The organism is Pseudomonas pseudonitroreducens (assembly GCF_021603645.1).
Lineage (GTDB): Bacteria > Pseudomonadota > Gammaproteobacteria > Pseudomonadales > Pseudomonadaceae > Pseudomonas > Pseudomonas pseudonitroreducens.
The window spans coordinates 648,355-669,968 of the sequence record NZ_BQHJ01000002.1 but is presented as its reverse complement, the minus strand read 5'-3'; the positions used below and the strand labels follow the sequence as shown (position 1 = coordinate 669,968).

Annotated in this window: 20 protein-coding genes; 8 read left to right on the top strand and 12 right to left on the bottom strand. The window is 64.6% G+C overall.

The window, feature by feature from the left end:
* Nucleotides 1-11 precede the first annotated feature (11 nt).
* Nucleotides 12-560, bottom strand: coding sequence for a DUF6160 family protein (locus L6D89_RS07105; protein ID WP_236199215.1), 549 nt, complete (start codon nucleotides 558-560; stop codon nucleotides 12-14).
* Nucleotides 561-816: 256 nt separating this feature from the next.
* Between L6D89_RS07105 and L6D89_RS07100 the strand changes: the two genes are divergently transcribed.
* Nucleotides 817-1,311, top strand: a complete 495-nt coding sequence (locus L6D89_RS07100; protein ID WP_236174347.1) for a 2-thiouracil desulfurase family protein — start codon at nucleotides 817-819, stop codon at nucleotides 1,309-1,311.
* A gap of 140 nt (nucleotides 1,312-1,451) precedes the next feature.
* Nucleotides 1,452-1,883: a DUF4399 domain-containing protein gene (locus tag L6D89_RS07095; RefSeq protein ID WP_017520821.1), complete on the top strand. Its 432-nt coding sequence runs from the start codon at nucleotides 1,452-1,454 to the stop codon at nucleotides 1,881-1,883.
* Between the two features lie 187 nt (nucleotides 1,884-2,070).
* On the opposite strand, the gene serA is transcribed toward L6D89_RS07095, so the two are convergent.
* Nucleotides 2,071-3,300, bottom strand: coding sequence for a phosphoglycerate dehydrogenase (serA, locus tag L6D89_RS07090; RefSeq protein WP_236174349.1), 1,230 nt, complete (start codon nucleotides 3,298-3,300; stop codon nucleotides 2,071-2,073).
* 190 nt (nucleotides 3,301-3,490) lie between these two features.
* Between serA and L6D89_RS07085 the strand changes: the two genes are divergently transcribed.
* The 4 genes from L6D89_RS07085 (at nucleotide 3,491) to L6D89_RS07070 (ending at nucleotide 7,206) form a co-directional block, all read left to right on the top strand.
* The gene (locus L6D89_RS07085) at nucleotides 3,491-4,885 is read left to right on the top strand and encodes an FAD-binding oxidoreductase (protein WP_024762157.1); all 1,395 of its coding nucleotides are present in this window, start codon (nucleotides 3,491-3,493) and stop codon (nucleotides 4,883-4,885) included.
* 146 nt (nucleotides 4,886-5,031) lie between these two features.
* Entirely contained in the window at nucleotides 5,032-5,697 is a 666-nt protein-coding gene (locus L6D89_RS07080) for a fumarylacetoacetate hydrolase family protein (protein WP_236174350.1), read from the top strand.
* 85 nt (nucleotides 5,698-5,782) lie between these two features.
* A complete protein-coding gene (locus tag L6D89_RS07075; RefSeq protein ID WP_236174351.1) occupies nucleotides 5,783-6,703 on the top strand; it encodes an SdiA-regulated domain-containing protein in 921 nt (306 codons plus the stop codon).
* A gap of 119 nt (nucleotides 6,704-6,822) precedes the next feature.
* On the top strand, nucleotides 6,823-7,206 hold the full coding sequence (locus L6D89_RS07070; RefSeq protein ID WP_236174352.1) for a NirD/YgiW/YdeI family stress tolerance protein: 384 nt from the start codon (nucleotides 6,823-6,825) through the stop codon (nucleotides 7,204-7,206).
* 164 nt (nucleotides 7,207-7,370) lie between these two features.
* Here L6D89_RS07070 and L6D89_RS07065 read toward each other — a convergent pair whose 3' ends face one another.
* The 7 genes from L6D89_RS07065 to L6D89_RS07035 all read right to left on the bottom strand — a co-directional run bounded on the left by L6D89_RS07065 (nucleotide 7,371) and on the right by L6D89_RS07035 (nucleotide 15,497).
* Nucleotides 7,371-8,402: a histone deacetylase family protein gene (locus L6D89_RS07065; RefSeq protein ID WP_017520827.1), complete on the bottom strand. Its 1,032-nt coding sequence runs from the start codon at nucleotides 8,400-8,402 to the stop codon at nucleotides 7,371-7,373.
* Nucleotides 8,403-8,457: 55 nt separating this feature from the next.
* Nucleotides 8,458-9,855, bottom strand: a complete 1,398-nt coding sequence (locus L6D89_RS07060) for an APC family permease (RefSeq protein ID WP_236174354.1) — start codon at nucleotides 9,853-9,855, stop codon at nucleotides 8,458-8,460.
* A gap of 387 nt (nucleotides 9,856-10,242) precedes the next feature.
* Nucleotides 10,243-11,292 (bottom strand): ABC transporter substrate-binding protein, encoded by a 1,050-nt coding sequence (locus L6D89_RS07055; protein ID WP_236199214.1) that lies wholly within the window; start codon nucleotides 11,290-11,292, stop codon nucleotides 10,243-10,245.
* A gap of 43 nt (nucleotides 11,293-11,335) precedes the next feature.
* Complete coding sequence (locus L6D89_RS07050; protein ID WP_236174356.1) at nucleotides 11,336-12,124, bottom strand: ABC transporter permease; 789 nt, start codon at nucleotides 12,122-12,124, stop codon at nucleotides 11,336-11,338.
* On the bottom strand, nucleotides 12,121-13,035 hold the full coding sequence (locus L6D89_RS07045; protein ID WP_236174357.1) for an ABC transporter permease: 915 nt from the start codon (nucleotides 13,033-13,035) through the stop codon (nucleotides 12,121-12,123). Before L6D89_RS07045 ends, L6D89_RS07050 begins: the two co-directional genes overlap by 4 nt.
* Nucleotides 13,032-14,081: an ABC transporter ATP-binding protein gene (locus L6D89_RS07040; protein ID WP_236199213.1), complete on the bottom strand. Its 1,050-nt coding sequence runs from the start codon at nucleotides 14,079-14,081 to the stop codon at nucleotides 13,032-13,034. Before L6D89_RS07040 ends, L6D89_RS07045 begins: the two co-directional genes overlap by 4 nt.
* Nucleotides 14,082-14,480: 399 nt before the next feature.
* The gene (locus L6D89_RS07035) at nucleotides 14,481-15,497 is read right to left on the bottom strand and encodes an AraC family transcriptional regulator (protein WP_236174359.1); all 1,017 of its coding nucleotides are present in this window, start codon (nucleotides 15,495-15,497) and stop codon (nucleotides 14,481-14,483) included.
* 148 nt (nucleotides 15,498-15,645) lie between these two features.
* On the opposite strand from L6D89_RS07035, the gene L6D89_RS07030 reads away from it, so the two are divergent.
* Nucleotides 15,646-16,569 carry an SdiA-regulated domain-containing protein gene (locus tag L6D89_RS07030; protein ID WP_236199212.1) on the top strand — a complete coding sequence of 308 codons (924 nt, stop codon included), beginning with the start codon at nucleotides 15,646-15,648 and terminating at the stop codon, nucleotides 16,567-16,569.
* A 21-nt stretch (nucleotides 16,570-16,590) separates the two neighbouring features.
* On the opposite strand, the gene L6D89_RS07025 is transcribed toward L6D89_RS07030, so the two are convergent.
* The 3 genes from L6D89_RS07025 to rpiA all read right to left on the bottom strand — a co-directional run bounded on the left by L6D89_RS07025 (nucleotide 16,591) and on the right by rpiA (nucleotide 19,842).
* Nucleotides 16,591-18,534, bottom strand: a complete 1,944-nt coding sequence (locus L6D89_RS07025; RefSeq protein WP_236199211.1) for an autotransporter outer membrane beta-barrel domain-containing protein — start codon at nucleotides 18,532-18,534, stop codon at nucleotides 16,591-16,593.
* Between the two features lie 214 nt (nucleotides 18,535-18,748).
* Nucleotides 18,749-19,081 (bottom strand): YegP family protein, encoded by a 333-nt coding sequence (locus L6D89_RS07020; RefSeq protein WP_236199210.1) that lies wholly within the window; start codon nucleotides 19,079-19,081, stop codon nucleotides 18,749-18,751.
* 89 nt (nucleotides 19,082-19,170) lie between these two features.
* The gene (gene rpiA, locus L6D89_RS07015) at nucleotides 19,171-19,842 is read right to left on the bottom strand and encodes a ribose-5-phosphate isomerase RpiA (RefSeq protein WP_236199209.1); all 672 of its coding nucleotides are present in this window, start codon (nucleotides 19,840-19,842) and stop codon (nucleotides 19,171-19,173) included.
* Between the two features lie 73 nt (nucleotides 19,843-19,915).
* Between rpiA and ilvA the strand changes: the two genes are divergently transcribed.
* On the top strand, nucleotides 19,916-21,559 hold the full coding sequence (ilvA, locus tag L6D89_RS07010) for a threonine ammonia-lyase, biosynthetic (RefSeq protein ID WP_275094711.1): 1,644 nt from the start codon (nucleotides 19,916-19,918) through the stop codon (nucleotides 21,557-21,559).
* Nucleotides 21,560-21,614 lie beyond the last annotated feature (55 nt).

The window sequence follows — 21,614 nt, the reverse complement described above, 5'->3', positions numbered from 1 at the left end:
CCCGCAAGGCTTCAATGGCCCCAGATCTTCAGGGTGCCGCTGATGTCCTGGATGTCGCGCACTTCGATGCTCCCCAGCTTTCCGCCGCCCACGTAGAGATCACCGGCCACCCGCATACGGATGGTCTGCGAGGGCAGGCCGCTGGCGTTGAGTTGCTGGTTGATGGTGGTGAGATCGGGCAGCGTCAGCGCCAGTTGCTGCTGGCCCCCGGCGCCCTGCACCACGTCCACCTGCAGGGTCGGTTGCTCGATGCCGAAGATCGGCAGGCTCAGGCCCAGTTGCGCGGGTCCGTAGGGCAGGCTGCCGCCGCGACCGTCGGGGCAGTCACTGGCGCTCACGCAGCCGTTGTCGATGAATACGTTGCGCAGCGAGACGCTGCCGCCGTCGTCATTCCAGGCAACGCTGTCCATGTGCGCCAGCACGTCGGCGCGGATGCTGATGCCGTCCTGGCCGGTGACGGCGCCGAGGCGCTCGTTGTCCAGCGCCTGCAGCTCGGCGAAGGCCAGGGGCAGGTAGGACAGCGCAGCAAAGGTGGCGGTGCAGAGCAAGAGACGAGGCATGGCAGAGGCTCCTTGGCGAATGGCCGATGCGCGAGTCTGGGTGGCGGCCCGCCTGGCAGCCAGTGCCGGGCGGCTGTTCCCGTCGAAGGTTGTGTTTCAGCGCTGTGCCGACGACCGGCGCGCCGCTCTGAAACCCGACTTTCGGCGGGGCGGAAACCTGTTGCGACACACGCGCCGATGAAAGTTGCGTTACCCGGCGTGACCACCAAACGGCGAGCGGCTAGTCTGTCCCCTTCCAAAAGGGAGTGATTCGCCTATGCAGAAGGTTCTCGTCAGCCGCTGCCTGCTTGGCCATCGCGTCCGCTACGACGGCGGCGCGCACGGGCCGTTCGACCTGCTGTCACGCTGGCTGGACCAGGGGCGGGTGGTAGCGCTGTGCCCGGAAGTCGCTGGCGGCCTGCCGACGCCCCGCGCCCCGGCGGAGATCCCTGGCGGGCAGGGTATGGCCGTGCTGGAGCGCGCCCGACCGGTGCTGACGGTGGAGGGCGAAGACGTCAGCGACGCCTTCCTGCTCGGCGCCGAGGAAGCCATGGCGCTGGTGCGCCGCCATGACATCCGCCTGGCGGTGCTCAAGGCACGCAGCCCTTCCTGCGGCAATCGCGAGAACTACGACGGCAGCTTCAGTGGCCAGAAGGTCGCTGGCGAAGGCGTCACCGCCGCGGCGCTCAAGCGCATGGGCGTGCTGGTGTTCAGCGAGGAAGAGCTGGATGCCGCCGCCGTCTGCCTGGCCGGGCTGGAAGCCGGAGGCTAGAGCGCCCGGCGACACTCGAAGACGCACTATTTTCCTTGAGCCTCGCGCCTGGGCGCCTATGCTTGTGCGTTCCATGCGGGAGGCGAAGGCGGCCTGAGCGGTCCTTCGCCTTTTCGTCATCCAAGTAGAAGGAGAAGAACATGAGAACCCTGCTGCCTTGCCTGGGCCTTGCCGCGCTGCTCGCCGGCACTTCCGCAGTCGCCGCCGATATCCCGCGCACCCCGGCCCCGGAAGGCGCCAAGGTGTACTTCATCGAGCCGGCCGACGGCGCCACGGTGGACAAGACCTTCACCGTCAAATTCGGCCTCAAGGGCATGGGCGTCGCGCCCGCTGGCGTGGACTCGCCGGCCACCGGCCACCACCACCTGCTGATCGACCTCAAGGAGCAGCCGGCGATGAATATGCCGCTGCCGATGACCGACCAGATCAAGCACTTCGGCAAGGGCCAGACCGAGACCCAGGTAACGCTGCCGCCGGGCAAGCACACCCTGCAACTGCTGGTGGGCGACAAGAACCACGTGCCGTTCGACCCGCCGGTGGAGTCGCAGCAGATCACCGTCAATGTGAAGTGATGATTCACCCTCGCGCGCCGGATTGGCATGCGCGCAGGAGCGGACTCCGTCCGCGATAGGTTCGCATCGCGCCGGACGCCAATCGCGGACAAAGTCCGCTCCTACGCTGCATGGAATGCCATTCCAAAGCGAGCAGAAACGAAAAAGGAGGCCAGAAGGCCTCCTTTTTCTTTACCGCAACCAGCGCTTAGAACAGCACGCGGCTACGGATGGTGCCGTTGACGTGCTGCAGCTTCTCCAGCGCCAGGTCCGAGTACTCGGCGTCGACGTCGATCACCACGTAGCCGACCTTGTCGTTGGTCTGCAGGTACTGGCCGGAGATGTTGATGCCGTTGTCGGCGAACACCTTGTTGATCTCGCTCATCACACCCGGGATGTTCTCGTGGATGTGCAGCAGGCGGTGCTTGCCCGGGTGCGACGGCAGGGCGACTTCCGGGAAGTTGACGGAAGACACCGAGGTACCGTTGTCGCTGTACTTGACCAGCTTCTCGGCCACTTCCAGGCCAATGTTGGCCTGGGCTTCGGCGGTGGAGCCGCCGATGTGCGGGGTCAGGATCACGCGATCCAGGCCGCGCAGCGGGCTTTCGAACTCGTCGTCGTTGGACTTGGGCTCGACCGGGAACACGTCGATGGCGGCGCCGATCAGGTGCTCGTCCTTGATCGCGGCGGCCAGGTGGTCCAGCTCGACCACAGTGCCACGGGCGGCGTTGATCAGGATGCCGCCTTTCTTGATGGCGCGGATTTCCTTCTCGCCGATCATCCACTGGGTGGATGGCAGCTCCGGCACGTGCAGCGAGACGATGTCGGACATGCCGAGCAGCTCGTGCAGGTTGCCGACCTGCTGGGCGTTACCCAGCGGCAGCTTGGTGACTACGTCGTAGAAGAACACCTGCATGCCCAGGGCTTCGGCCAGGACCGAGAGCTGGGTGCCGATCGAACCGTAGCCGACGATGCCCAGCTTCTTGCCGCGAATCTCGAAGGAGTTGGCAGCGGACTTGATCCAGCCACCACGGTGGCAGGAGGCGTTCTTCTCCGGGATGCCGCGCAGCAGCAGGATGGCTTCGGCCAGCACCAGTTCGGCGACCGAGCGGGTGTTGGAGTAGGGCGCGTTGAACACGGCGATGCCGCGCTCGCGGGCCGCGTTCAGGTTGACCTGGTTGGTGCCGATGCAGAAGCAACCGACGGCGATCAGCTTCTTGGCAGCGTCGAAGACTTCTTCGGTCAGCTGGGTGCGGGAGCGGATACCGATGAAGTGTGCATCGGCAATCTTTTCCTTCAGCTCGTCACCGGACAGTGCGGTCTTGAGGTACTCGATGTTGGAGTAGCCGGCCGCCTTGAGGGTGTCGACGGCGTTCTGGTGCACGCCTTCAAGGAGAAGGAATTTGATCTTGCTCTTGTCGAGAGAAGTCTTGCTCATCTGCTTTGAACCTGTAGTCCCGGGATGTGGCGAGAAATTGAACAGCTCAGGCCGGACCGGCCGGTGCCAAGCTTGGCGCCAGGTGGCGATCTGCGTGGGGTGCGTATGCTAGCATGTTCTCCCTTTTCCTTGCCCGGTTGCGACCTGAGCTGTTCTCAGGACGACCATGAACCATTTGAGAGTTCCTCCAATGACCCGCGACGCCCTGATCGAATCGCTCAAGCCCCTGCTGGATGCCGGGAAGCTGCTGACAGACGCCGATTCTCTCGACACCTATGGCAAGGACTGGACCAAACATTTCGCCCCGGCACCCCTGGCGATCGCCTTCCCCAAGAGCACCGAGCAGGTCCAGGCCATCGTCCGCTGGGCCAATGAACACAAGGTCGCGCTGGTTCCCTCGGGCGGCCGTACCGGTCTCTCCGCCGCCGCCGTCGCCGCCAACGGCGAAGTGGTCGTGGCCTTCGACTACATGAACAAGATCGTCGAATTCAACGAATTCGACCGCACCGCGGTCTGCCAGCCGGGCGTGATCACCAAGCAGCTGCAGACCTTCGCCGAAGAGCATGGCCTGTATTACCCGGTGGACTTCGCCTCGTCCGGCTCCAGTCAGATTGGCGGCAATATCGGCACCAATGCCGGCGGGATCAAGGTCATTCGCTACGGCATGACCCGTAACTGGGTGGCCGGCATGAAGGTCGTCACTGGCAAGGGCGACCTGCTGGAGCTGAACAAGGACCTGATCAAGAACGCCACCGGCTACGACCTGCGCCAACTGTTCATCGGCGCCGAAGGCACCCTGGGCTTCGTGGTCGAGGCCACCATGCGCCTGGAGCGCCAGCCGAAGAACCTCACCGCGATGGTCCTCGGCACCCCGGACTTCGATTCGATCATGCCGGTGCTGCATGCTTTCCAGAGCAAGCTGGACCTGACCGCCTTCGAATTCTTCTCCGACAAGGCCCTGGCCAAGATCATGGCCCGTGGCGACGTGCCGCCGGCCTTCGAGACCGACTGCCCGTTCTACGCGCTGCTGGAATTCGAGGCGACCACCGAGGAAGTGGCCAACGAGGCACTGGCGACTTTCGAACATTGTGTAGAGCAGGGCTGGGTGCTGGACGGCGTGATGAGCCAGAGCGAGCAGCAGCTGCAGAACCTGTGGAAGCTGCGCGAGTACATCTCCGAGACCATCTCCCACTGGACGCCGTACAAGAACGATATCTCGGTCACCGTCAGCAAGGTCCCGGCCTTCCTCAAGGACATCGACACCATCGTCGAAGCCAACTACCCCGACTTCGAAGTCGTGTGGTTCGGCCACATCGGCGACGGCAACCTGCACCTGAACATCCTCAAGCCCGAGAACCTCTCCAAGGACGAGTTCTTCGCCAAGTGCGCGACCGTCAACAAGTGGGTGTTCGAGACTGTGCAGAAGTACAACGGCTCGATCTCCGCCGAGCACGGCGTGGGCATGACCAAGCGCGATTACCTGGGTTACTCTCGCTCCGAGGCTGAAATCGGCTACATGAAGGCGGTCAAGGCGGTGTTCGACCCGAACGGGATCATGAACCCGGGCAAGATATTCGCCGAATAAGCTTCATTATCCAGAAGGGCCGGTCTACCGGCCCTTCGCACGTCAGCGTCACGGGAAGTGGCGCGTACGCCGGCAGGATGCGGGCAACCGCGCGGGATCACGAGCCCCGCGCGGATCATCTCTTCCATCCGTTGCAGGAGTCGGTCATGAGTTACCAGCATCAGTATGTCGATGGCACCCCGATCCATTTCACCCTGGGCAAGGTGGTATGCGTCGGCCGCAATTATGCGGAGCACGCCAAGGAGCTGAACAACCCGGTACCGACCGAGCCTTTGCTGTTCATCAAGCCCGGTTCCTGCACGGTTTCCCAGGCGGGCGGATTCTCCATTCCCGAGGATCGTGGCTCGGTGCACTACGAGGCGGAAATCGCCGTCCTGATCGGCAAACCGCTGTCGCGCAAGCCGAGTGCCGAGGAAGTGCTGGACGCCATCTCCGGCTACGCCCCAGCCCTGGACCTGACCCTGCGCGACGTGCAGGCCAAGCTGAAGGAAAAGGGCCTGCCCTGGGAGCTGGCCAAGTCCTTCGATGGCGCCTTCGTGCTGGCGCCCTTCGTCAGTGCTGATCACTTCCCGGACCCGACTGACATCGGTATTCGCCTGACCATCGACGGTGAAGTCCGCCAGGACGGCAACAGCCGCGACATGCTCAACCCCATCGTGCCGCTGATCCAGCACATCTGCGGGCACTTCTCGCTGCAGCCGGGCGATGTGGTGTCCACCGGCACGCCAGTGGGTGTCGGCCCGCTGCAGAGCGGCAGTGACGTGGTGCTGGAACTTCCCGGCGCCAGCCGATTCGAAAGCCGCGTGCTTTAACACCGTTGTCCCGCCGAAGGCCGCCGTTTGTGCGGCCTTCGCTTATTGCGGGATGCCTTGTCCGTGCTGATCAACAAGAGTCGCCATGACCATGTCCGTCCTTCGTCCTCGCTGGCTGCTGCTGGCCCTGCTGATTGCCCTGGTGGTGCTCGGCGTCCTGACCTTCCTCTTCCACTGGGATGACCGTGCGCGCCTGTGGCTGCGCGAGCAGGACACCAGCGCGCAGGCGCGCGCCGAGAGCATCTGGTTGCCGGGCTATACGGCGGTGATCCAGGCCAAACCGCTCAAGGGGGGCATCGAAGGGCAGGAGACTTCCGACCTGGCCTACAACCCGGTCACCCGCACCCTGTTCACCGTCACCGGCAAGAAGCCCCTGCTGGCCGAGCTCTCGCTCAGCGGCGACGTGCTGCGGGTGATTCCGCTGCTGGGCATGTCCAACCCCGAAGGCGTGGCGGTGCTCGAAGGCGGCAACGTCGCGGTGACCGACGAGCGCAAGAACTCCCTGACCATCTTCCACGTCGATCCGCAGACCCGCGAGCTGAGCACCGAGAAGCTGTCCAGCTTCGACCTGGGCGAGCGTGGCAAGAAGAACAAAGGCATCGAGGGCATCGCCTGGGACCCGCGTCAGCATCGCCTGCTGCTCGGCCAGGAGCGTGACCCGCTGACCCTGTTCAGCCTCGCCAGCGATGGCAGCGCCAGCCTGAGCGGCGCGTTGCAGGCGCTGCCCAGCGAGCAGTTGATGATGCGCAACGTCTCGGCGCTGAGCATCGACCCGCGTACCGGGCACACCCTGGTGCTGTCCGCGGAGTCGCACCTGCTGCTGGAGCTGGACGAGAAGGGCGAGCCGGTCAGCTTCATCAGCCTGCTCGGTGGACTGAACGGCCTGCACGACAAGATTCCGCGCGCGGAAGGCGTGGCCATCGACGAACAGGGCACCATCTACATGGTCAGCGAGCCGGACCTGTTCTACGTGTTCAAGCGTGAGGAGCAGCCGGCCAAGGATTGATCCGGATCGGAGTAAATGGCGGTTCTGCGGTCTTAAGCTTGGGTTAAGTCCTGATTCAGGCTGGTTTCAGCCATGGACACTAAGCTGAACCCATCGAAAACGCCCCAGGAGGCACTTCCATGAAACTCCGTCATCTCCCCCTGATCGCTGCCGTTGGCCTGTTCTCCACCGTTACCCTCGCCGCCGGCGGCTACACCGGCCCGGGCAGTGATGCCCAGCCCGCTACCGCGGCTGCCGGACAGATCACCACGGTGAAACAGGCCCAGGCCGCCGCCGATGACACCAAGGTCGTGCTCGAAGGCACCATCACCAAGCGCATCAGCAGCGAGCACTACGAGTTCAAGGACGCCACCGGCAGCATCCAGGTCGAGATCGACCACGACGATTGGCCGGCCGGCACCTCGGTCTCCGAGAACACCAAGGTGCGCCTGACCGGTGAAGTGGATCACCACAAGCAGAAGCCCACCGATATCGATGTGGATCGCGTGGAAATCCTCCAGTAATCCACTCTCGATAAAAAAGCCGCGCCGGGAACCCCATCCCCGGCGCGGCTTTTTTTGTGGCTCTACTGTAGGAGCGAGCTTGCTCGCGAACCCTGGCGTTTCGCCGATTTTCCTGGCGTGCCCGGTCGGATTTTCGCGAGCAAGCTCGCTCCTACAAACAGCCCTTATCCGATGCTTTCGAAGCCCTGCAGCACGTTGATCGCATTGATACCGATCTCTTCCACCGCATAACCCCCTTCCATCACGAACAGGGTCGGCAGGCCGAGCTTGCCAATGGCCTCGCCCATGCGCAGGTAGTCCGGGCTGTCCAGCTTGAACTGGGAGATCGGGTCTTCCTTGTAGGTATCCACCCCCAGCGAGACGATCAGCACGTCCGGCTTGTACGCCGAGATCTGCCGGATCGCCGCCTGCAGCGCCAGGCTCCACACCGACCAGTCGCTGCCCGAGGCCAGCGGGTAGTTGAAGTTGAAGCCTTCGCCCACGCCCTGGCCCTTTTCATCGGCGTAGCCGAGGAAGTAGGGATACTCGAAGCGCGGGTCACCGTGGATCGAGGTGAACAGCACGTCGGCGCGGTCGTAGAAAATATCCTGGGTGCCGTTGCCGTGGTGGTAGTCGACGTCGAGGATGGCCACGCGGTTGGCGCCCTGGTCGAGGATCGACTGGGCGGCGATGGCCGCGTTGTTGAAGAAACAGTAGCCGCCCATGAAGTCCGCCGAGGCGTGGTGGCCTGGTGGACGGCAGAGCGAGAACACCGAGCGCGCGCCCTTGGCCAGTTCGGCCTGGCCGGTCATCGCCACGTTCACCGAGCTGAGCACCGCCTGCCAGGTGCCGGCAGTGATCGGCGCGCCGGCGTCCAGGCTGTAGTAGCCCAGGCGCCCGTCGATGCTGTCCGGTTCCTTCTGCCGCAGGCGGCGGGTAGGCCAGCAGATCGGCAGCATGTCGTGGGTCCGGCCGGTGGCCAGCCAGTCGCGCCAGGCGTGCTGCAGGAACCGCACGAACCCTTCGCTGTGCACCCTCAGGATAGGCTCCAGGCCGAAATCGCGCGGGGCCTGGATATCGCCCAGTTTCACCGCCTTGGCCCGGTCCAGCACCATGTCGGCGCGGCTGGGCTTTTCGAAGCAGGGGGTGAACTGGCCGCCGATCAGCTCGTGCTGACCGTGGTGCAAGCGATGGTCGTCGGTATAGATCGTCAACATCACGCGCTCCTGAGGGCGCCTCCGGGCGCCCGTTGGGTTCTGAATAGCTCTGCCGTCAGGCGTTTTCCTCGAAATTCACACTCGGTGCCTTGCGACGGAAGCCGCCGGTATGCACCGCCAGGTAAGCGAAGCCGACTGCGAACCAGCTCAGGCCGACGACCAGCGTCAGCTGCGAGAGGCTGGTCCACAGCCACAGGGTCAGGCACAGGCCGATGAACGGAATCGCCCCGTACACCAGGATGTTCTTCGCACCGCGGCGGCGTTCGACGCCCAGGTAGGTGCGGATCACTGCCAGGTTGACCACGGAGAAGGCCACCAGCGCGCCGAAGCTGATCATCGAGGCGAGGGTGGTCAGGTCCAGCACCACCGCCAGCAGGGAGATCGCCGATACCACCAGGATTGCCACCACCGGGGTCTGGAAGCGCGCATGGAGGACACCGAACAGGCTGCGCGGCAGGATGCCATCGCGGCCCATGGTGAAGATGATGCGCGACACCGAAGCCTGGGAGGCCAGCGCCGAGCCGATGCAGCCGGCGATGTAGGCGGAGGTGAAGAAGTTGCCGAGGAACTGGCCGCCAGCCTTGAGCATCACTTCGTTGGCCGCCGAGTCGGCGTTCTGGAATACGCTGCCGGGGAAGACCAACTGGCTGATGACCGCCAGCAGGGTGAACATCAGGCCGGCGATGACGGTGGTGATGATGATCGCGCGGGGGATGTCGCGGCGTGCGTCACGGGTTTCCTCGGCCATGGTGGAGACGGCGTCGAAGCCCAGGAACGACAGGCACAGCACTGCGGCGCCGGCCATCAGCGGGGCAAAGCCGGGCTGGCTGCCGTCGCCGACGAAGGGCAGGCTGAAGTCGATCGCGGCGCCGCCAGCCAGGGTCTTGATCGACATGACCACGAAGACGGCGATGAATACCAGCTGCGCACCGACGATGACGTTGCTCATGCCGGCGACCTGGCTGATGCCGACCACATTGAGCACGGTGACCAGCGCGATGGAGGCGACCACGAATATCCAGGCCGGGATTTCCGGGAAGGCGATATTCATGAACAGGCCGATGAGCAGGTAGTTGATCATCGGCAGGAACAGGTAATCGAGCAGCAACGACCAGCCGGACAGGAAGCCGACCACCGGGCCGAAGCTCAGGCTGGTGTAGGAATACGCGGAACCCGAGATCGGATACTTGCGCACCATGAAGCTGTAGGAGGCGGCGGTGAACAGCATCGCCAGCAGGGTGATCAGGTAGGCGCTGGCGGTACGGCCGCCGGTCATCTCGGTGACCACGCCGTAGGTGGTGAACATGGTCAGCGGGACCATGTAGACCAGGCCGAAGAAGACCAAGGCGGGCAGGCCGAGGACGCGTTTCAGGCGGGCGTCGGCGTTGGCCGGGGTGCCCTGTTGGGTGCTTTGTTGAATGTTTGCAGTGCTGGCGCTGTGTTGGCTGGCCATGGGGGAGTCCTCGCGATTGTTGTTGTCTTGCGGGCGGGCGGCGTTCGGTGGCCGTCCTGAAGTCATCGGCTTACGGCTCAGCCGCAGCGATGACGACGCGCGAGGAGTGAGGGTGTTTGCTGCAGGGTGACGCAAAAGCTGGTCATGGGCGTTCTCGGGGCATTTGTTCTTGTGGATAACGCGCTCGCGTTCCCTCGGGATTTCCCTGCGCCATCAGTGATGGTGCAAGGGCTGGCCGCCTTTCCAGCCGCTCCCTGCGCGAGCCGCCCGACTCTAGCAACCGAGGTCACCGGGCAGAACCCTGCAAAGGGTCAAAAAGGGATCGAAATGGCCAAAATGGCTGTCAGGGTCACCCGGCGCGCACCGCCACGCCGGGTGACCTGTGGGTCATTTCTTCAGCTTGGTCCAGACCTTGGAGCGCAGTTGCAGCGCTTTCGGCGAGCAGAGCTTGAAGGGCTTCAGGCGATCCAGCTTGTCCGCCGGGGTGTTGATCGCCGGATCGTCGAACAGCTCCTTGTCCATGAATTTGTCCGAACCTTCGATGGCGTTGTTGTACTTGGCGAAGTTGGAGGCCAGGGCAATGTTTTCAGGCTGCATCATCCAGTTCAGGAAGGCGTGGGCCTCCTTGATGTTGGTGGCGTCCTTGGGAATGGTCAGGTTGTCGATGAACAGGCGCACGCCTTCCTTCGGATAGACATAGACCAGGCTGGCGCGCTGCGCGTGGGCGCGGTGGAAGGCGCCGTTCCATTGCTGGTGCATGGAGACTTCGCCGGCGGCCATGCGCTCGATGGTGCCATCGCTGTTGTACATGGCCAGCATCGGTTTCTGCTTGAGCAGCAGGTCCTGGATCTTCGCCGCCTCTTTCGGGTCCTCGGTGCACTCGTCGATGCCCAGGAAGTAGGAGGCTGGGGCGTAGAGTTCCTCGATGGAGTTGAGCGCGACGACCTTGCCTTTCAGCTCCTCCGGCGGCTCGAAGAACGGCTTCCAGCTTTCATCCAGCTTGCCACCGGGAACCTTGGCGCTGTCGTAGCTGTAGCCGGTGGTACCCCACAGGTAGGGTACGGAGTAGTCGTGGCCCGGGTCGTAGGTCAGGGTCTTGAACTTGTCCTTGAGGTTGGCCAGGTTCGGCAGCTGCGCCTTGTCGAGCTTCTGCAGCAGGCCTTCCTTGACGAAGATCTCGATGAAGCTGTCCGACGGCACTACGACGTCGTAGGCGCCGCCGCCGGCTTTCAGTTTGGCCAGCAGGGTTTCGTTGCTGTCGTAGGAGTCCAGGGTGGCGTGGATGCCGGTGTCCTTCTCGAACTTCTTCAGCAGTTCCGGCGGGAAATAGTCGGACCAGTTGGCGAAGTGCAGGGTGCCTTCGGCATGGGCGCTGCCGGCCAGCAACAGGCTGGCGGCGACGAGCGTGCGGGCGAGTGGGGTACGGCGGAATTTCATCGGTGAAGCTCCTTGCAATGTTGTTTTGTTTGGCGGCAGGAGGTCAGCGGCGACGCTGGCCGACGTAGTACGACAACGCAACGAACGCGATGGAAATCAACAGTATTATTGAAGATATGGCGTTGATCTTCGGGGAAATCCCCATTCGGATGGAGCTGAAGATGTACACCGGCAGGGTAGTGGCCCCGGCGCCAGCGACGAAGTAGGTGATGACGAAGTCGTCCATCGAGATGATGAACGCCAGCATCGCCCCGGACACGATCCCCGGCGTCAGCAGCGGGAAGGTCACCTTCCAGAAGGTTTTCCACGGCGAGGCGTAGAGGTCTGCCGCCGCTTCCGCCAGCCGTGGGTCCATGCCTTCGAGGCGGGCGCGGATCGGCAGGTAGGCGAAGGGAATGCAGAACACGATGTGCGCCAGCAGGATGGTGAACAGCGACAGCTTCAGGCCGATGAAGGCGAAGAACATCAGCGTCGCCACGGCGGTGACGATCTCCGGCACCAGCAGTGGCAGGCCCAGCACGCCACTCATCAGCGTCTGCCCGCGGAACGAGCGGCCGCGCATGCCCAGCGCGGCGAGCGTGGCCAGGGTGGTGGCGACTACGGTGGCCAGCGTGGCGACGATCAGCGAGTTCTTCGCCGCACGGAGGATTTCCGGGTCGTCCGCCACGACGGCGTACCACTTCAGGCTGAAGCTTTCCCACAGCGTCGCCGACTGGCCGCTGTTGAAGCTCAGCACCACCAGCACGAAGATCGGAATATAGAGGAAGGCGAAGAACAACCAGGCGGCGGGCCGGACCCCGGTGAATCGCCAGAGCGGATTGGCCGACTTCATGGATGACCTCCCGACGCGCCCTGCTTGAAGCGCATGCTGTAGATCAGCATCGCCAGCAGCACGAAGGCCAGCAGGGCGAAGGACAGCGCCGCGCCGAACGGCCAGTTGTGCGCCGTGCCGAACTGCAGCTGGATCAGGTTGCCGATCATCAGCGACTTACCGCCCCCCAGCAGTTCGGGAATGATGTAGCTGCCCAGCGAAGGGATGAAAACCAGGATGCAGCCGGCGACGATGCCGGGCATGGCCAGCGGGATGATGATTCGCTTCAGGGCCTTCCAGCGGTTGGCGCCGAGGTCGAAGGCCGCTTCCACCAGGCGCCAGTCCATCTTCTCCAGGCTTGTGTAGATGGGCAGGACCATGAACGGCAGGTAGGTGTAGAGCAGGCCGATGATCACCGCGTTGTCGGTATAGAGAATACCCAGCGACGCGTTGGAGAAGCCCAGGCCGTGCAGGCCTTCGTCGATCAGCCCACCGTTGCGCAGCAGCAGCATCCAGGCGTAGACGCGCACCAGCAGGTTGGTCCAGAACGGCACGGTGACCAGGAACAGCAGCAGGTTGCGTCGGCGTTCGTCCTGCAGCGCCAGGTACAGCGCGGTGGGGAAGCCGATCAGCACGCAGCCCAGGGTGGTCAGGATCGACAGCCAGAACGAGCGCTGGAAGATGCCCAGGTAATCAGCGTTGAACGCCAGGCTGTCGTCCAGGTCGCGTTCCCAGAGGAAGTTGATGTAGGCCTCGACGGTGTGCTGGCCCCATTTCACGCCGCCGTAGTCCCCCGGTGCCTGGATCGACACGGCGAACATGATGCCCAGCGGCAGGACCAGGAACACCACCAGCATGATCATCGCCGGGCTGGTCAGGGCCAGGCGCTTGAACAGTGATTGGCGTTCCGCTTGTGCGCGCAGTGTACTCATTCGGCCAGCACCCGGATGGCGGTGGCGGGAATGCGGACCCGCACCCGCGCGCCGGGCGCGTGGGTGGAAAGGGCGCCGTCGCGGTTCTGCTGACGGACCCGGAAGCCGCCCTGACCGGCGACGTTGAGGTGGTACACGGTGTCGGTGCCGACGTAGACGATGTTCTCGACCACGCCTTCGAGTTGGCCATCCTGAGCCAGCTCGGTACGTTCCGGGCGGATCGCCAGGGTCACCTTGCCGGGCAGGGTGGTGGCGGCCGGCAGCGTCTGGCCATCGGCCAGGCGCACGCTGTCACCGCTGGATTCGCCTTCGAGGAAGTTGGTCTCGCCGATGAAGTCGGCCACCAGGCGGTTGACCGGCGCTTCGTAGATCTCGGTGGGCGTGCCGATCTGCATGACCTTGCCGCGGCTCATCACGGCGATGCGGTCGGACATGGTCAGCGCTTCTTCCTGGTCATGGGTGACGAAGATGAAGGTGATGCCGGTCTCGTGCTGCAGGCGCTTGAGCTCGATCTGCATTTCCTTGCGCAGTTTGAGGTCCAGCGCGGAAAGCGATTCGTCGAGCAGCAGCACCTTGGGGCGGCTGGCCAGCGCGCGGGCCAGGGCGATGCGCTGTTGCTGACCGCCGGAAAGCTGGTCGGCGCGGCGCTTGCCGACGTCGGGCAGGCGTACCAGGTCGAGCATCTTCTGCACGGTGGCGTCGATGTCGTTGCGTTGCTTGCCCTGCATTTCCAGGCCGAAGGCGATGTTTTCCGCCACGGTCATGTGGGGGAACAGGGCGTAGCTCTGGAAGACGGTATTGACCGGACGGCGGAAGGGCGGAAGACCTTCCATCGGGTCGCCATACAGGCGAATGCTGCCGGAGGAGGGTTGTTCGAAGCCGGCGATCAGTCGCAGCAAGGTGGTCTTGCCGCAGCCCGACGGGCCGAGGAGGGTGAAGAACTCGTTGGCGCGGATTTCCAGTGACACGTCATCCAGGGCCTTGAGGCCTTGTCCGGGTGTACCGAACTCCATGCATATCCGCTCGATGGTGATCGCGCTGGTCATGCTTGTACCATGCAGTTAAGCAGTTGTTATTGTTTAGGTTTTACGGTTTCTAGGACCGTTTCACCTAGCTGCGGATTGATAATGACCAAGCGCCGGGATGGGCAGAACGATAGATCAGGCCAATAAGGGATAAATCAGGCCAAGTTGAAAATGCGCCCTGCAATGCTGGATTTCGGGCGTCAGCGGGATGCCGATTTTGTAGGAGCGAGCTTGCTCGCGAACGGGATCGAAATCGCCGTTCCATCCATCCTTGCCGGTGCTGTGGGTGAAAGCTGAAGCCTCGGTTCGAGTCCGCACCGACCCAGGTTGCAGGATGGGTGGAGCCTAGGCGATACCCATGCTGCAGGTGCTGGGCTGATGGGTATCGCTCCACGCCATCCTACGAAGAGCGACTGGGCATCAGCCTCGATACAAGCTCGGACTCGCCCCGCTCCAGCGCTGGAAGGCATGGCGGAAACTGGCTGTCTCGCTGTAGCCCAGTTGCTCGGCGATCAGGTAGATCGGCAGGTCGGTGTCCTTGAGCAATTGCCGAGCGCGGTCGAAGCGCACCTCGTCGAGCACCTGTTGATAACTGGTGTTCTGCTGCTGCAGGTGGCGGCGCAGGGTGCGGGTGGAGCGGTGCAGGTGGCGGGCCACGGTGTCCAGGCTGGCGGTATCGTGCAGGTGGCTGGCGAGATGCTGGCGCAACTGGTCGATCACATCGCCGCGGGCAGTGAGCATGGCGCTCATGCGCAGGCACTGCTGCACGCCATTGTGGCAACTGACCGGATCGGCCAGCGGTAGCGGCCGGTCCAGCAGTGCCGGGCTGAAGCACAGCGCGCTGGTCGGCGCGCCGAAGTCCACCGGGCAGCCCAGGCGCTCGGTGTAGGTCTCGGCGTGCAGCGGCGGCCGGTAGGCGAGCAGCAGCCGGCGCGGGCGCACCGATTCGCCGAGCAGGTCGCGGATCACCGTCAGCAGCGAGGTCAGGCACAGCTCGGTGTTGAACACCGTCAGCTCCGGCGCGTAGCGGTAGCCGTCGGCGGTCAGGTGCACCTCGTCGCCCTGTGGCGTCAGCGCCAGGCGGAAGTAGGTGCCGAGCAGCTCGGGGAACGACAGTGCCAGTTGCAGCGCATCGCGCAGGGTGCGGCTGGCGAGCATGCTGTAGCCCAGGATGCCGTACGCCGAGACATGCATGCGCAAGCCGAGATAGAGACCCAGCGCCGGGTCGTGGTGGCAGTTCAGGGCGTTGGCGAAGACCCGGAGCTCCTGCGCGTGGGTGATGAGTTTTTCCGGAGTCAGCAGGTCCGCCTCGCCGATGCCGCTGCCTTCCAGCAGCTTCGGGCGCGGCACGCCAGCGTGGTGCAGCACCTCGGTCGCCAGCACCACGGTGTGCAGGGTCGCCTGCTGGCGTTGTTCGGGGAGTAGATGCTGGGCCATCGATACGCCTCTTGCAGTCTCTTGCGAAAGAAACACCGGACAGACTTGCGCTAACCTGACTCTAGCCTGCCCGCAACCTCTGGTGGCCTTTAAGTTTGGCTTCAGGCGCTGCTGCCAATCTGCCCCGCCAATCCCACCCGAGACCTCCATGCGCCGTCTGCTCAAACCCCGCCGTCTGTTCCTGCTGCTGGTGCTGTTCGCCCTGGCCCTGCTGCTCGCGCTGGGCCAGAGCTTCCGCGTCTACGAGCGCGCCTGGTTCAAGTTCAACGAGTGGCGCCATGCCGCTCAATGGCAGGACACCTCCATCTGGCTGCCCGACTACCGCGTGGTGCTGGAGGCGCAGCCGATCGAGGGCCTGGAGGACAACGTCTCGGCGCTGACCTACGACCCGGACCGGCAGACCCTCTTCACCGTCACCAACAAGCACAACGAACTGGTCGAGCTGTCGCTGGAGGGCAAGCTGCTGCGCAGGATCGCGCTGCACGGCTTCGGCGATACCGAAGCCATCGAATACATCAGCCGCAACGTCTATGTGATTACCGACGAGACACACCAGCGGCTGCTGCGTGTGGAACTGCGCGATGACACGAAGGAGCTGTACGCCGAGAACGCCCAGCAGCTCGCGCTGGCGTTGGGGCGCGGCGGCAACAGCGGCTTCGAGGGTCTGGCCTATGACTCGCAGGGCAAGCGCCTGTTCGTCGCCAAGGAGCGCAAGCCGGTGCATATCTACGAGGTGCGCGGCTTCCCCTACGAGCGATCGGAGCAGCCCACCGTTGTGCATGTCGTGGAAGACCTCGAGCACAACCGCAACCTGTTCGTCCGTGATCTGTCCAGCCTGCAGTACGACGAGCGCAGCGGGCACCTGCTGGCGCTGTCCGATGAGTCCCGGCTGGTGCTGGAGCTGAGTGCTGACGGCGAACCGATCAGCTCGCTGTCGCTGCTGCGCGGCATGCAGGGCTTGCGGCGCAGCGTGCCGCAGGCCGAAGGCATTGCCATGGACGATCAGGGCACGTTGTACCTGGTGAGCGAGCCCAATCTCTTCTACGTGTTCAAGAAGCGCGAGGCGCACTGAGGGCGCCTCGCATTCCAGCGATCAGAACTGCCACTGCACGCCGAGGGAGTAGGACGCCTGGCTGCCTTCGCTGTGGGCGAAGCGCGAGTTGGCCTCGGCGAACACGCCCAACTGCTCGGTAACGGCCAGCAGGGCGCCGACCTGGGCGCGGCCGAAGTCCTTGTCGACATCGCCGAGGTCGGCGACGCGGGTACGACCGTCGCCCAGGGCGGTCAGCGCGATGTCGTCCAGGCGGCCGTCGGCCAACTCCTTCACCCAGCGCACGCTGGCGTACGGCTGCACGGCCATGCGGTTACCCAGTGGCAGCTCGCCACGCAGGCCCCAGCCAAGGCTGGCTTCGAGCGAGTCGTAGTCCTGCTTCTCGTAGCCCAGCGCGGTACGCAGGTCGTCATCCTCCTTGAAGTCGTCGATCTTGTAATGCACGTAGTCCAGGCCGCCCTGCGGCCCGGTCTTGATGCCGGCGATGTCGAAGTCGTAGCCGCCGTCGACCCGCGCGCCCCAGAACCAGGCGTTGCTGTCGCCGTCGATGCGCTGGTCGAGCAGCACCGGGCCATTCTTCGCCTTCAGGTACACCGAGCGCTTGCTGTCGAAGTCTGCGTAGCCGGCGCTCAGCTCGCCGCCGAGCCAGGCCGGGCCGCCGTCGTTGAGCAGGGCGTAGAGGCCGAGCTGCCAGGTTTCGGCTTCCAGGCGTGCGCTGTGGTCGAGGTTGTCGCGGCTGCGCTGGAAGCTCAGGCTGCCGCCAACGGTCAGCGCCTCGCTGGCGCGGTAGTCACCCAGCAGGTTCACCCCGGTGCGGTGCGAGCGCGGGTCGCCGGGCATGTCGAAACCGCTCTCGGGGGTGGTTTCACCTTCCACGCCGACGGCGCCGTCGAAGCTGCCGACAGGGCGCGAGCTGCCCAGCAGCGTCAACCAGCGACGGTCGTGCAGGCGGGTCAGGGCCAGGTGCTGGCGCTGCAACTGGTCTTCCATCAGCCGCGCCATGGCGCCGCCGGAGGCCGTAGAGGCGAGCAGGTCGGCGTTGGTCAGCTCCAGCACCAGGCGCGTAAGCAGGCGGGAGAAGTCGCGCAGGCGCTGGTCGATGCGCTCCTGGCCAAAGGCGCCAGTGAGTACCTGCTCGTTGTCCAGGGCCGGGTTGTGCCAGGTGGCGCCGCCGGGGATGGCGGGGTTGTCGGTCTGATCGTAGCCGTCCAGCTCGCCCAGTTCCCAGTTGGTGGCTTCGATGAACAGCACTGGGACGTTCAGGCCCTCGAAGCTCTCGCCGTCGCTGCAGCAACCGGTGCCGGCGGGGTATTCCTCGTTCAGGCCGGGGTTGGTGAACAGCGGGATCTTCAGTTCCTGGGCGATGCGCAGGAGCTGATCGCGGTAAGCGCCCAGCGCGGGATTGTCGACGCTGTTGAAGCCGGCGTGGGCATACATCTTGTCGCCGGTGATCAGGCTGTCGAGGTTGATCATCCCCAGCAGGTTGCTGCGCTGCTCATCGCTCAGCGAAGCGACGTAGGCGCGCGAGCCGCGCAGGCCTTCCTCTTCGGCGCCAAAGCCGACCACTTCCAGGCCGTTCTCCAGGGCGATTCCGCCCAGGTTGCGGGCGATCTCCGTGAGCACGGCGGCACCCGAGCCGTTGTCGTCCACGCCCTGCAGGGTCGGACGACCGTAGTAGGTGTCGTAGTGCGCACCCAGCACCACGTACTGGCCGCTGGTGCCCGGGGCGCTGGCAATGACGTTCTGCGAGCTGCGGTTGCCAGCCCAGGTGAAGTCCTGGACCTGCGTCTGGTAGCCGAAGCCCAGGCGCGACTGCATCAGCGCGGTGGCGCCGGCAAAGCTGGCAGTACCGCGGTAACGGCCGGGGTAATCGTTGATCAGGGTGTCCAGGGTGTCCCCGGCATACTCCCCGTATTCGTAGGCGTTGGCGTCGCTTGCCAACGCTGCGCAGCCCAGGCTTACCGCAACGGCTAAGGGTTTGAACACGGCACTTTCCTCTGTGTCGATTGAAATCGCATCGGTCGTTGATGCGTGCGCCGGAGGAAAGCAGGATGCAGGCCGGTTCGCCGGAGATGGGCGGAATTTGACGCGTCAGTGACCGAGGGTGTCGCGCCACTGTAACAAAGGTGATACACGACCAGCGGCAACGCCGGCCGTGGGGAGCGGAAATGTGAGAGCGCTCACCGAAACGGTGCCTTGGTCAGCTGTCGTCGCTGATCGGTGCATCCACCGCGTAACGTTTGACAGCCGCGACGCCGGCCTCGGCGCTGGCCTTGCTGGCATACATCTGGCTCTGCCCGACGACCTGGCCGTTGGTGGCCTTGAGGACGAAATAGTGCTTGCCGTTGGCGGCGGCCTTGATTTCGAAGGCGCCTTCGCGCTGGGAGTTCTTGCGCACCGACTCGATGCCGTCGATGGCCGAGGTCTTGGCCTTGTACAGCTCGCTGGTCAGGACGATTTCGCCGTTGCTGGCGTGCAGGTTGAAGTGGAACTGGCCATCGCTGGCCTTCTTCAGATGGTATTTGGCGGCCATGCTGCGTCTCCGTTGGGGCTTGAGGTCATCCCAGCGTAGACGGCAGCAGTGGCTCTGGAAGGCGCCACCCGGCGGATGGCGCCTGGGGCTCAGACCTTGAGGGTCTTCACGCCTTCGGCGGTGCCCAGCAGCAGCAGGTCGGCCGAGCGGGCGGCGAACAGGCCGTTGGTGACCACGCCGACGATATTGTTGATCGCCTCTTCCAGCTGTACCGGGCTGTCGATGCGCAGGTTGTGCACGTCGAGGATGATGTTGCCGTTGTCGGTCAGTACGCCCTCGCGGTACACCGGGTCGCCGCCCAGCTTCACCAGTTGGCGAGCGACGTGGCTGCGGGCCATGGGGATGACTTCCACCGGCAGCGGGAACCCGCCGAGGATCGGCACCAGCTTGCTGGCATCGGCGATGCAGATGAACTGCTTGGCTACGGCGGCGACGATTTTCTCGCGGGTCAGGGCAGCGCCGCCGCCCTTGATCAGCTCCAGGCGCTCGTTGGTCTCGTCAGCACCGTCCACGTAGAACTCCAGCTCACTGACCGTGTTCAGGTCGTAGACCGGGATGCCGTGGCCCTTCAGGCGCTGGGCGGTGGCTTCGGAGCTGGCCACGGCGCCGTCGAACTCGGCCTTGTGCCGGGCCAGCAGGTCGATGAAGAAGTTGGCGGTGGAGCCGGTGCCCACGCCGACGATGCTCTTGCTGTCGAGGTGCGGAAGGATGTGGTCGACGGCGGCCTGGGCCACAGCCTGCTTGAGCTGATCCTGGTTCATGGCGAAGGGTCTTCTTACCTGGAAGGGCGCAGGGGCGCCGGAGAAAGTTCGAGAGGGCGGATTATAGCGGTCGATGGCGTGCCGGTGTTGCGCCGCCGGGCAACTGTTATGGTCATCTCCGCGCGGATTGTTCGGTGGCCCGCCCGGCGCCGCCTGGAGTAGACTCGCGGTTCCTCGAAAAGCCGCCGAAATAGCCCTTCCGATGCTCGAACAATACGTCAAGAAGATCCTCACCTCGCGTGTCTACGACGTTGCCGTGGAAACGCCTCTGCAGCCCGCCCGCCAGCTCTCCGAGCGTCTGGGCAACCAGATTCTGCTCAAGCGCGAAGACCTGCAGCCGGTGTTCTCCTTCAAGATTCGCGGCGCCTACAACAAGCTGGCGCAGCTGAGCCCGGAAGAACTCGCCCGCGGCGTGGTCACCGCCTCCGCCGGCAACCACGCCCAGGGCGTGGCGCTGGCTGCACGCGAGCTGGGCATCAAGGCCACCATCGTGATGCCGCGCACTACGCCGGAGCTGAAGGTCCAGGGCGTACGCGCCCGCGGCGGCAAGGCCGTGCTGCACGGCGATGCTTTCCCCGATGCGCTGGCGCATTCGCTGAAACTGGTGGAAGAGAAGGGCTACGTCTACATCCACCCCTACGACGACCCGGATGTGATCGCGGGCCAGGGCACCGTGGCGATGGAAATCCTCCGCCAGCATCCGGGCAGCCTCGACGCGATCTTCGTGCCCGTCGGCGGCGGCGGCCTGATCGCCGGCATCGCCGCCTATGTGAAGTACCTGCGCCCGGAGATCAAGGTCATCGGCGTCGAGCCGGACGACTCCAACTGCCTGCAGGCCGCCATGGCCGCTGGCGAGCGCGTGGTGCTGGGGCAGGTCGGGCTGTTCGCCGACGGCGTCGCCGTGGCGCAGATCGGCCAGCACAACTTCGAGCTGTGCAAGGACTACGTCGATGAAGTGATCACCGTCAGCACCGACGAGATCTGCGCGGCGATCAAGGACATCTACGACGACACCCGCTCCATCACCGAGCCCGCCGGCGCGCTGGCGGTGGCCGGGATCAAGAAGTACGTCGAGCGCGAAGGCGTGAAGGGCCAGACCCTGGTCGCCATCGACTCGGGCGCCAACATCAACTTCGACCGTCTGCGCCATGTGGCCGAGCGCGCTGAGCTGGGCGAGAAGCGCGAAGCGATCATCGCCGTGACCATCCCCGAGCGCCCTGGCAGCTTCAAGGCCTTCTGCGAGGCCATCGGCAAACGCCAGATCACCGAGTTCAACTATCGCTACAACACCGACAGCGAAGCGCACATCTTCGTCGGCGTGCAGACGCACCCGGAGAACGACCCGCGCGCGGCGCTGGTGCAGCAACTGCAGGAGCAGGGCTTCCCGGTGCTCGACCTGACCGACAACGAGTTGGCCAAGCTGCACATCCGTCACATGGTCGGCGGCCATTCGCCGCGCGTTTCCGGCGAGCAGGTGTTCCGCTTCGAGTTCCCCGAACGTCCCGGCGCGCTGTTCAACTTCCTTAATCGCCTGGGCGGGCGCTGGAACATCACCCTGTTCCACTACCGCAACCACGGCGCCGCCGACGGTCGCGTGGTGGCGGGCCTGCAGGTGCCGGAGGATGAGCGTCACCTGGTGGCGGCCGCGCTGGAAGAGATCGGCTACCCCTACTGGGACGAGACGGACAACCCGGCCTACCGCCTGTTCCTCGGCTGAGGATCAGGCAGAGGCGGCGCGACTGCTGCTAGGCTTGTCGGAACGCCGCCTTCTT

What these genes read in the sequence shown, in the direction of transcription:
- L6D89_RS07060 (WP_236174354.1), bottom strand. Translation starts at nt 9,855, where the DNA reads ATGGCCAGCCAACACAGCGCCAGCACTGCAAACATTCAACAAAGCACC.
- rpiA (WP_236199209.1), bottom strand. Translation starts at nt 19,842, where the DNA reads ATGAACCAGGATCAGCTCAAGCAGGCTGTGGCCCAGGCCGCCGTCGAC.
- ilvA (WP_275094711.1), top strand. Translation starts at nt 19,916, where the DNA reads ATGGCGTGCCGGTGTTGCGCCGCCGGGCAACTGTTATGGTCATCTCCG.
- L6D89_RS07080 (WP_236174350.1), top strand. Translation starts at nt 5,032, where the DNA reads ATGAGTTACCAGCATCAGTATGTCGATGGCACCCCGATCCATTTCACC.
- L6D89_RS07075 (WP_236174351.1), top strand. Translation starts at nt 5,783, where the DNA reads ATGACCATGTCCGTCCTTCGTCCTCGCTGGCTGCTGCTGGCCCTGCTG.
- L6D89_RS07065 (WP_017520827.1), bottom strand. Translation starts at nt 8,402, where the DNA reads ATGTTGACGATCTATACCGACGACCATCGCTTGCACCACGGTCAGCAC.
- L6D89_RS07105 (WP_236199215.1), bottom strand. Translation starts at nt 560, where the DNA reads ATGCCTCGTCTCTTGCTCTGCACCGCCACCTTTGCTGCGCTGTCCTAC.
- L6D89_RS07040 (WP_236199213.1), bottom strand. Translation starts at nt 14,081, where the DNA reads ATGACCAGCGCGATCACCATCGAGCGGATATGCATGGAGTTCGGTACA.
- L6D89_RS07095 (WP_017520821.1), top strand. Translation starts at nt 1,452, where the DNA reads ATGAGAACCCTGCTGCCTTGCCTGGGCCTTGCCGCGCTGCTCGCCGGC.
- L6D89_RS07055 (WP_236199214.1), bottom strand. Translation starts at nt 11,292, where the DNA reads ATGAAATTCCGCCGTACCCCACTCGCCCGCACGCTCGTCGCCGCCAGC.
- L6D89_RS07070 (WP_236174352.1), top strand. Translation starts at nt 6,823, where the DNA reads ATGAAACTCCGTCATCTCCCCCTGATCGCTGCCGTTGGCCTGTTCTCC.
- L6D89_RS07045 (WP_236174357.1), bottom strand. Translation starts at nt 13,035, where the DNA reads ATGAGTACACTGCGCGCACAAGCGGAACGCCAATCACTGTTCAAGCGC.
- L6D89_RS07020 (WP_236199210.1), bottom strand. Translation starts at nt 19,081, where the DNA reads ATGGCCGCCAAATACCATCTGAAGAAGGCCAGCGATGGCCAGTTCCAC.
- L6D89_RS07035 (WP_236174359.1), bottom strand. Translation starts at nt 15,497, where the DNA reads ATGGCCCAGCATCTACTCCCCGAACAACGCCAGCAGGCGACCCTGCAC.
- L6D89_RS07100 (WP_236174347.1), top strand. Translation starts at nt 817, where the DNA reads ATGCAGAAGGTTCTCGTCAGCCGCTGCCTGCTTGGCCATCGCGTCCGC.
- L6D89_RS07050 (WP_236174356.1), bottom strand. Translation starts at nt 12,124, where the DNA reads ATGAAGTCGGCCAATCCGCTCTGGCGATTCACCGGGGTCCGGCCCGCC.
- serA (WP_236174349.1), bottom strand. Translation starts at nt 3,300, where the DNA reads ATGAGCAAGACTTCTCTCGACAAGAGCAAGATCAAATTCCTTCTCCTT.
- L6D89_RS07085 (WP_024762157.1), top strand. Translation starts at nt 3,491, where the DNA reads ATGACCCGCGACGCCCTGATCGAATCGCTCAAGCCCCTGCTGGATGCC.
- L6D89_RS07030 (WP_236199212.1), top strand. Translation starts at nt 15,646, where the DNA reads ATGCGCCGTCTGCTCAAACCCCGCCGTCTGTTCCTGCTGCTGGTGCTG.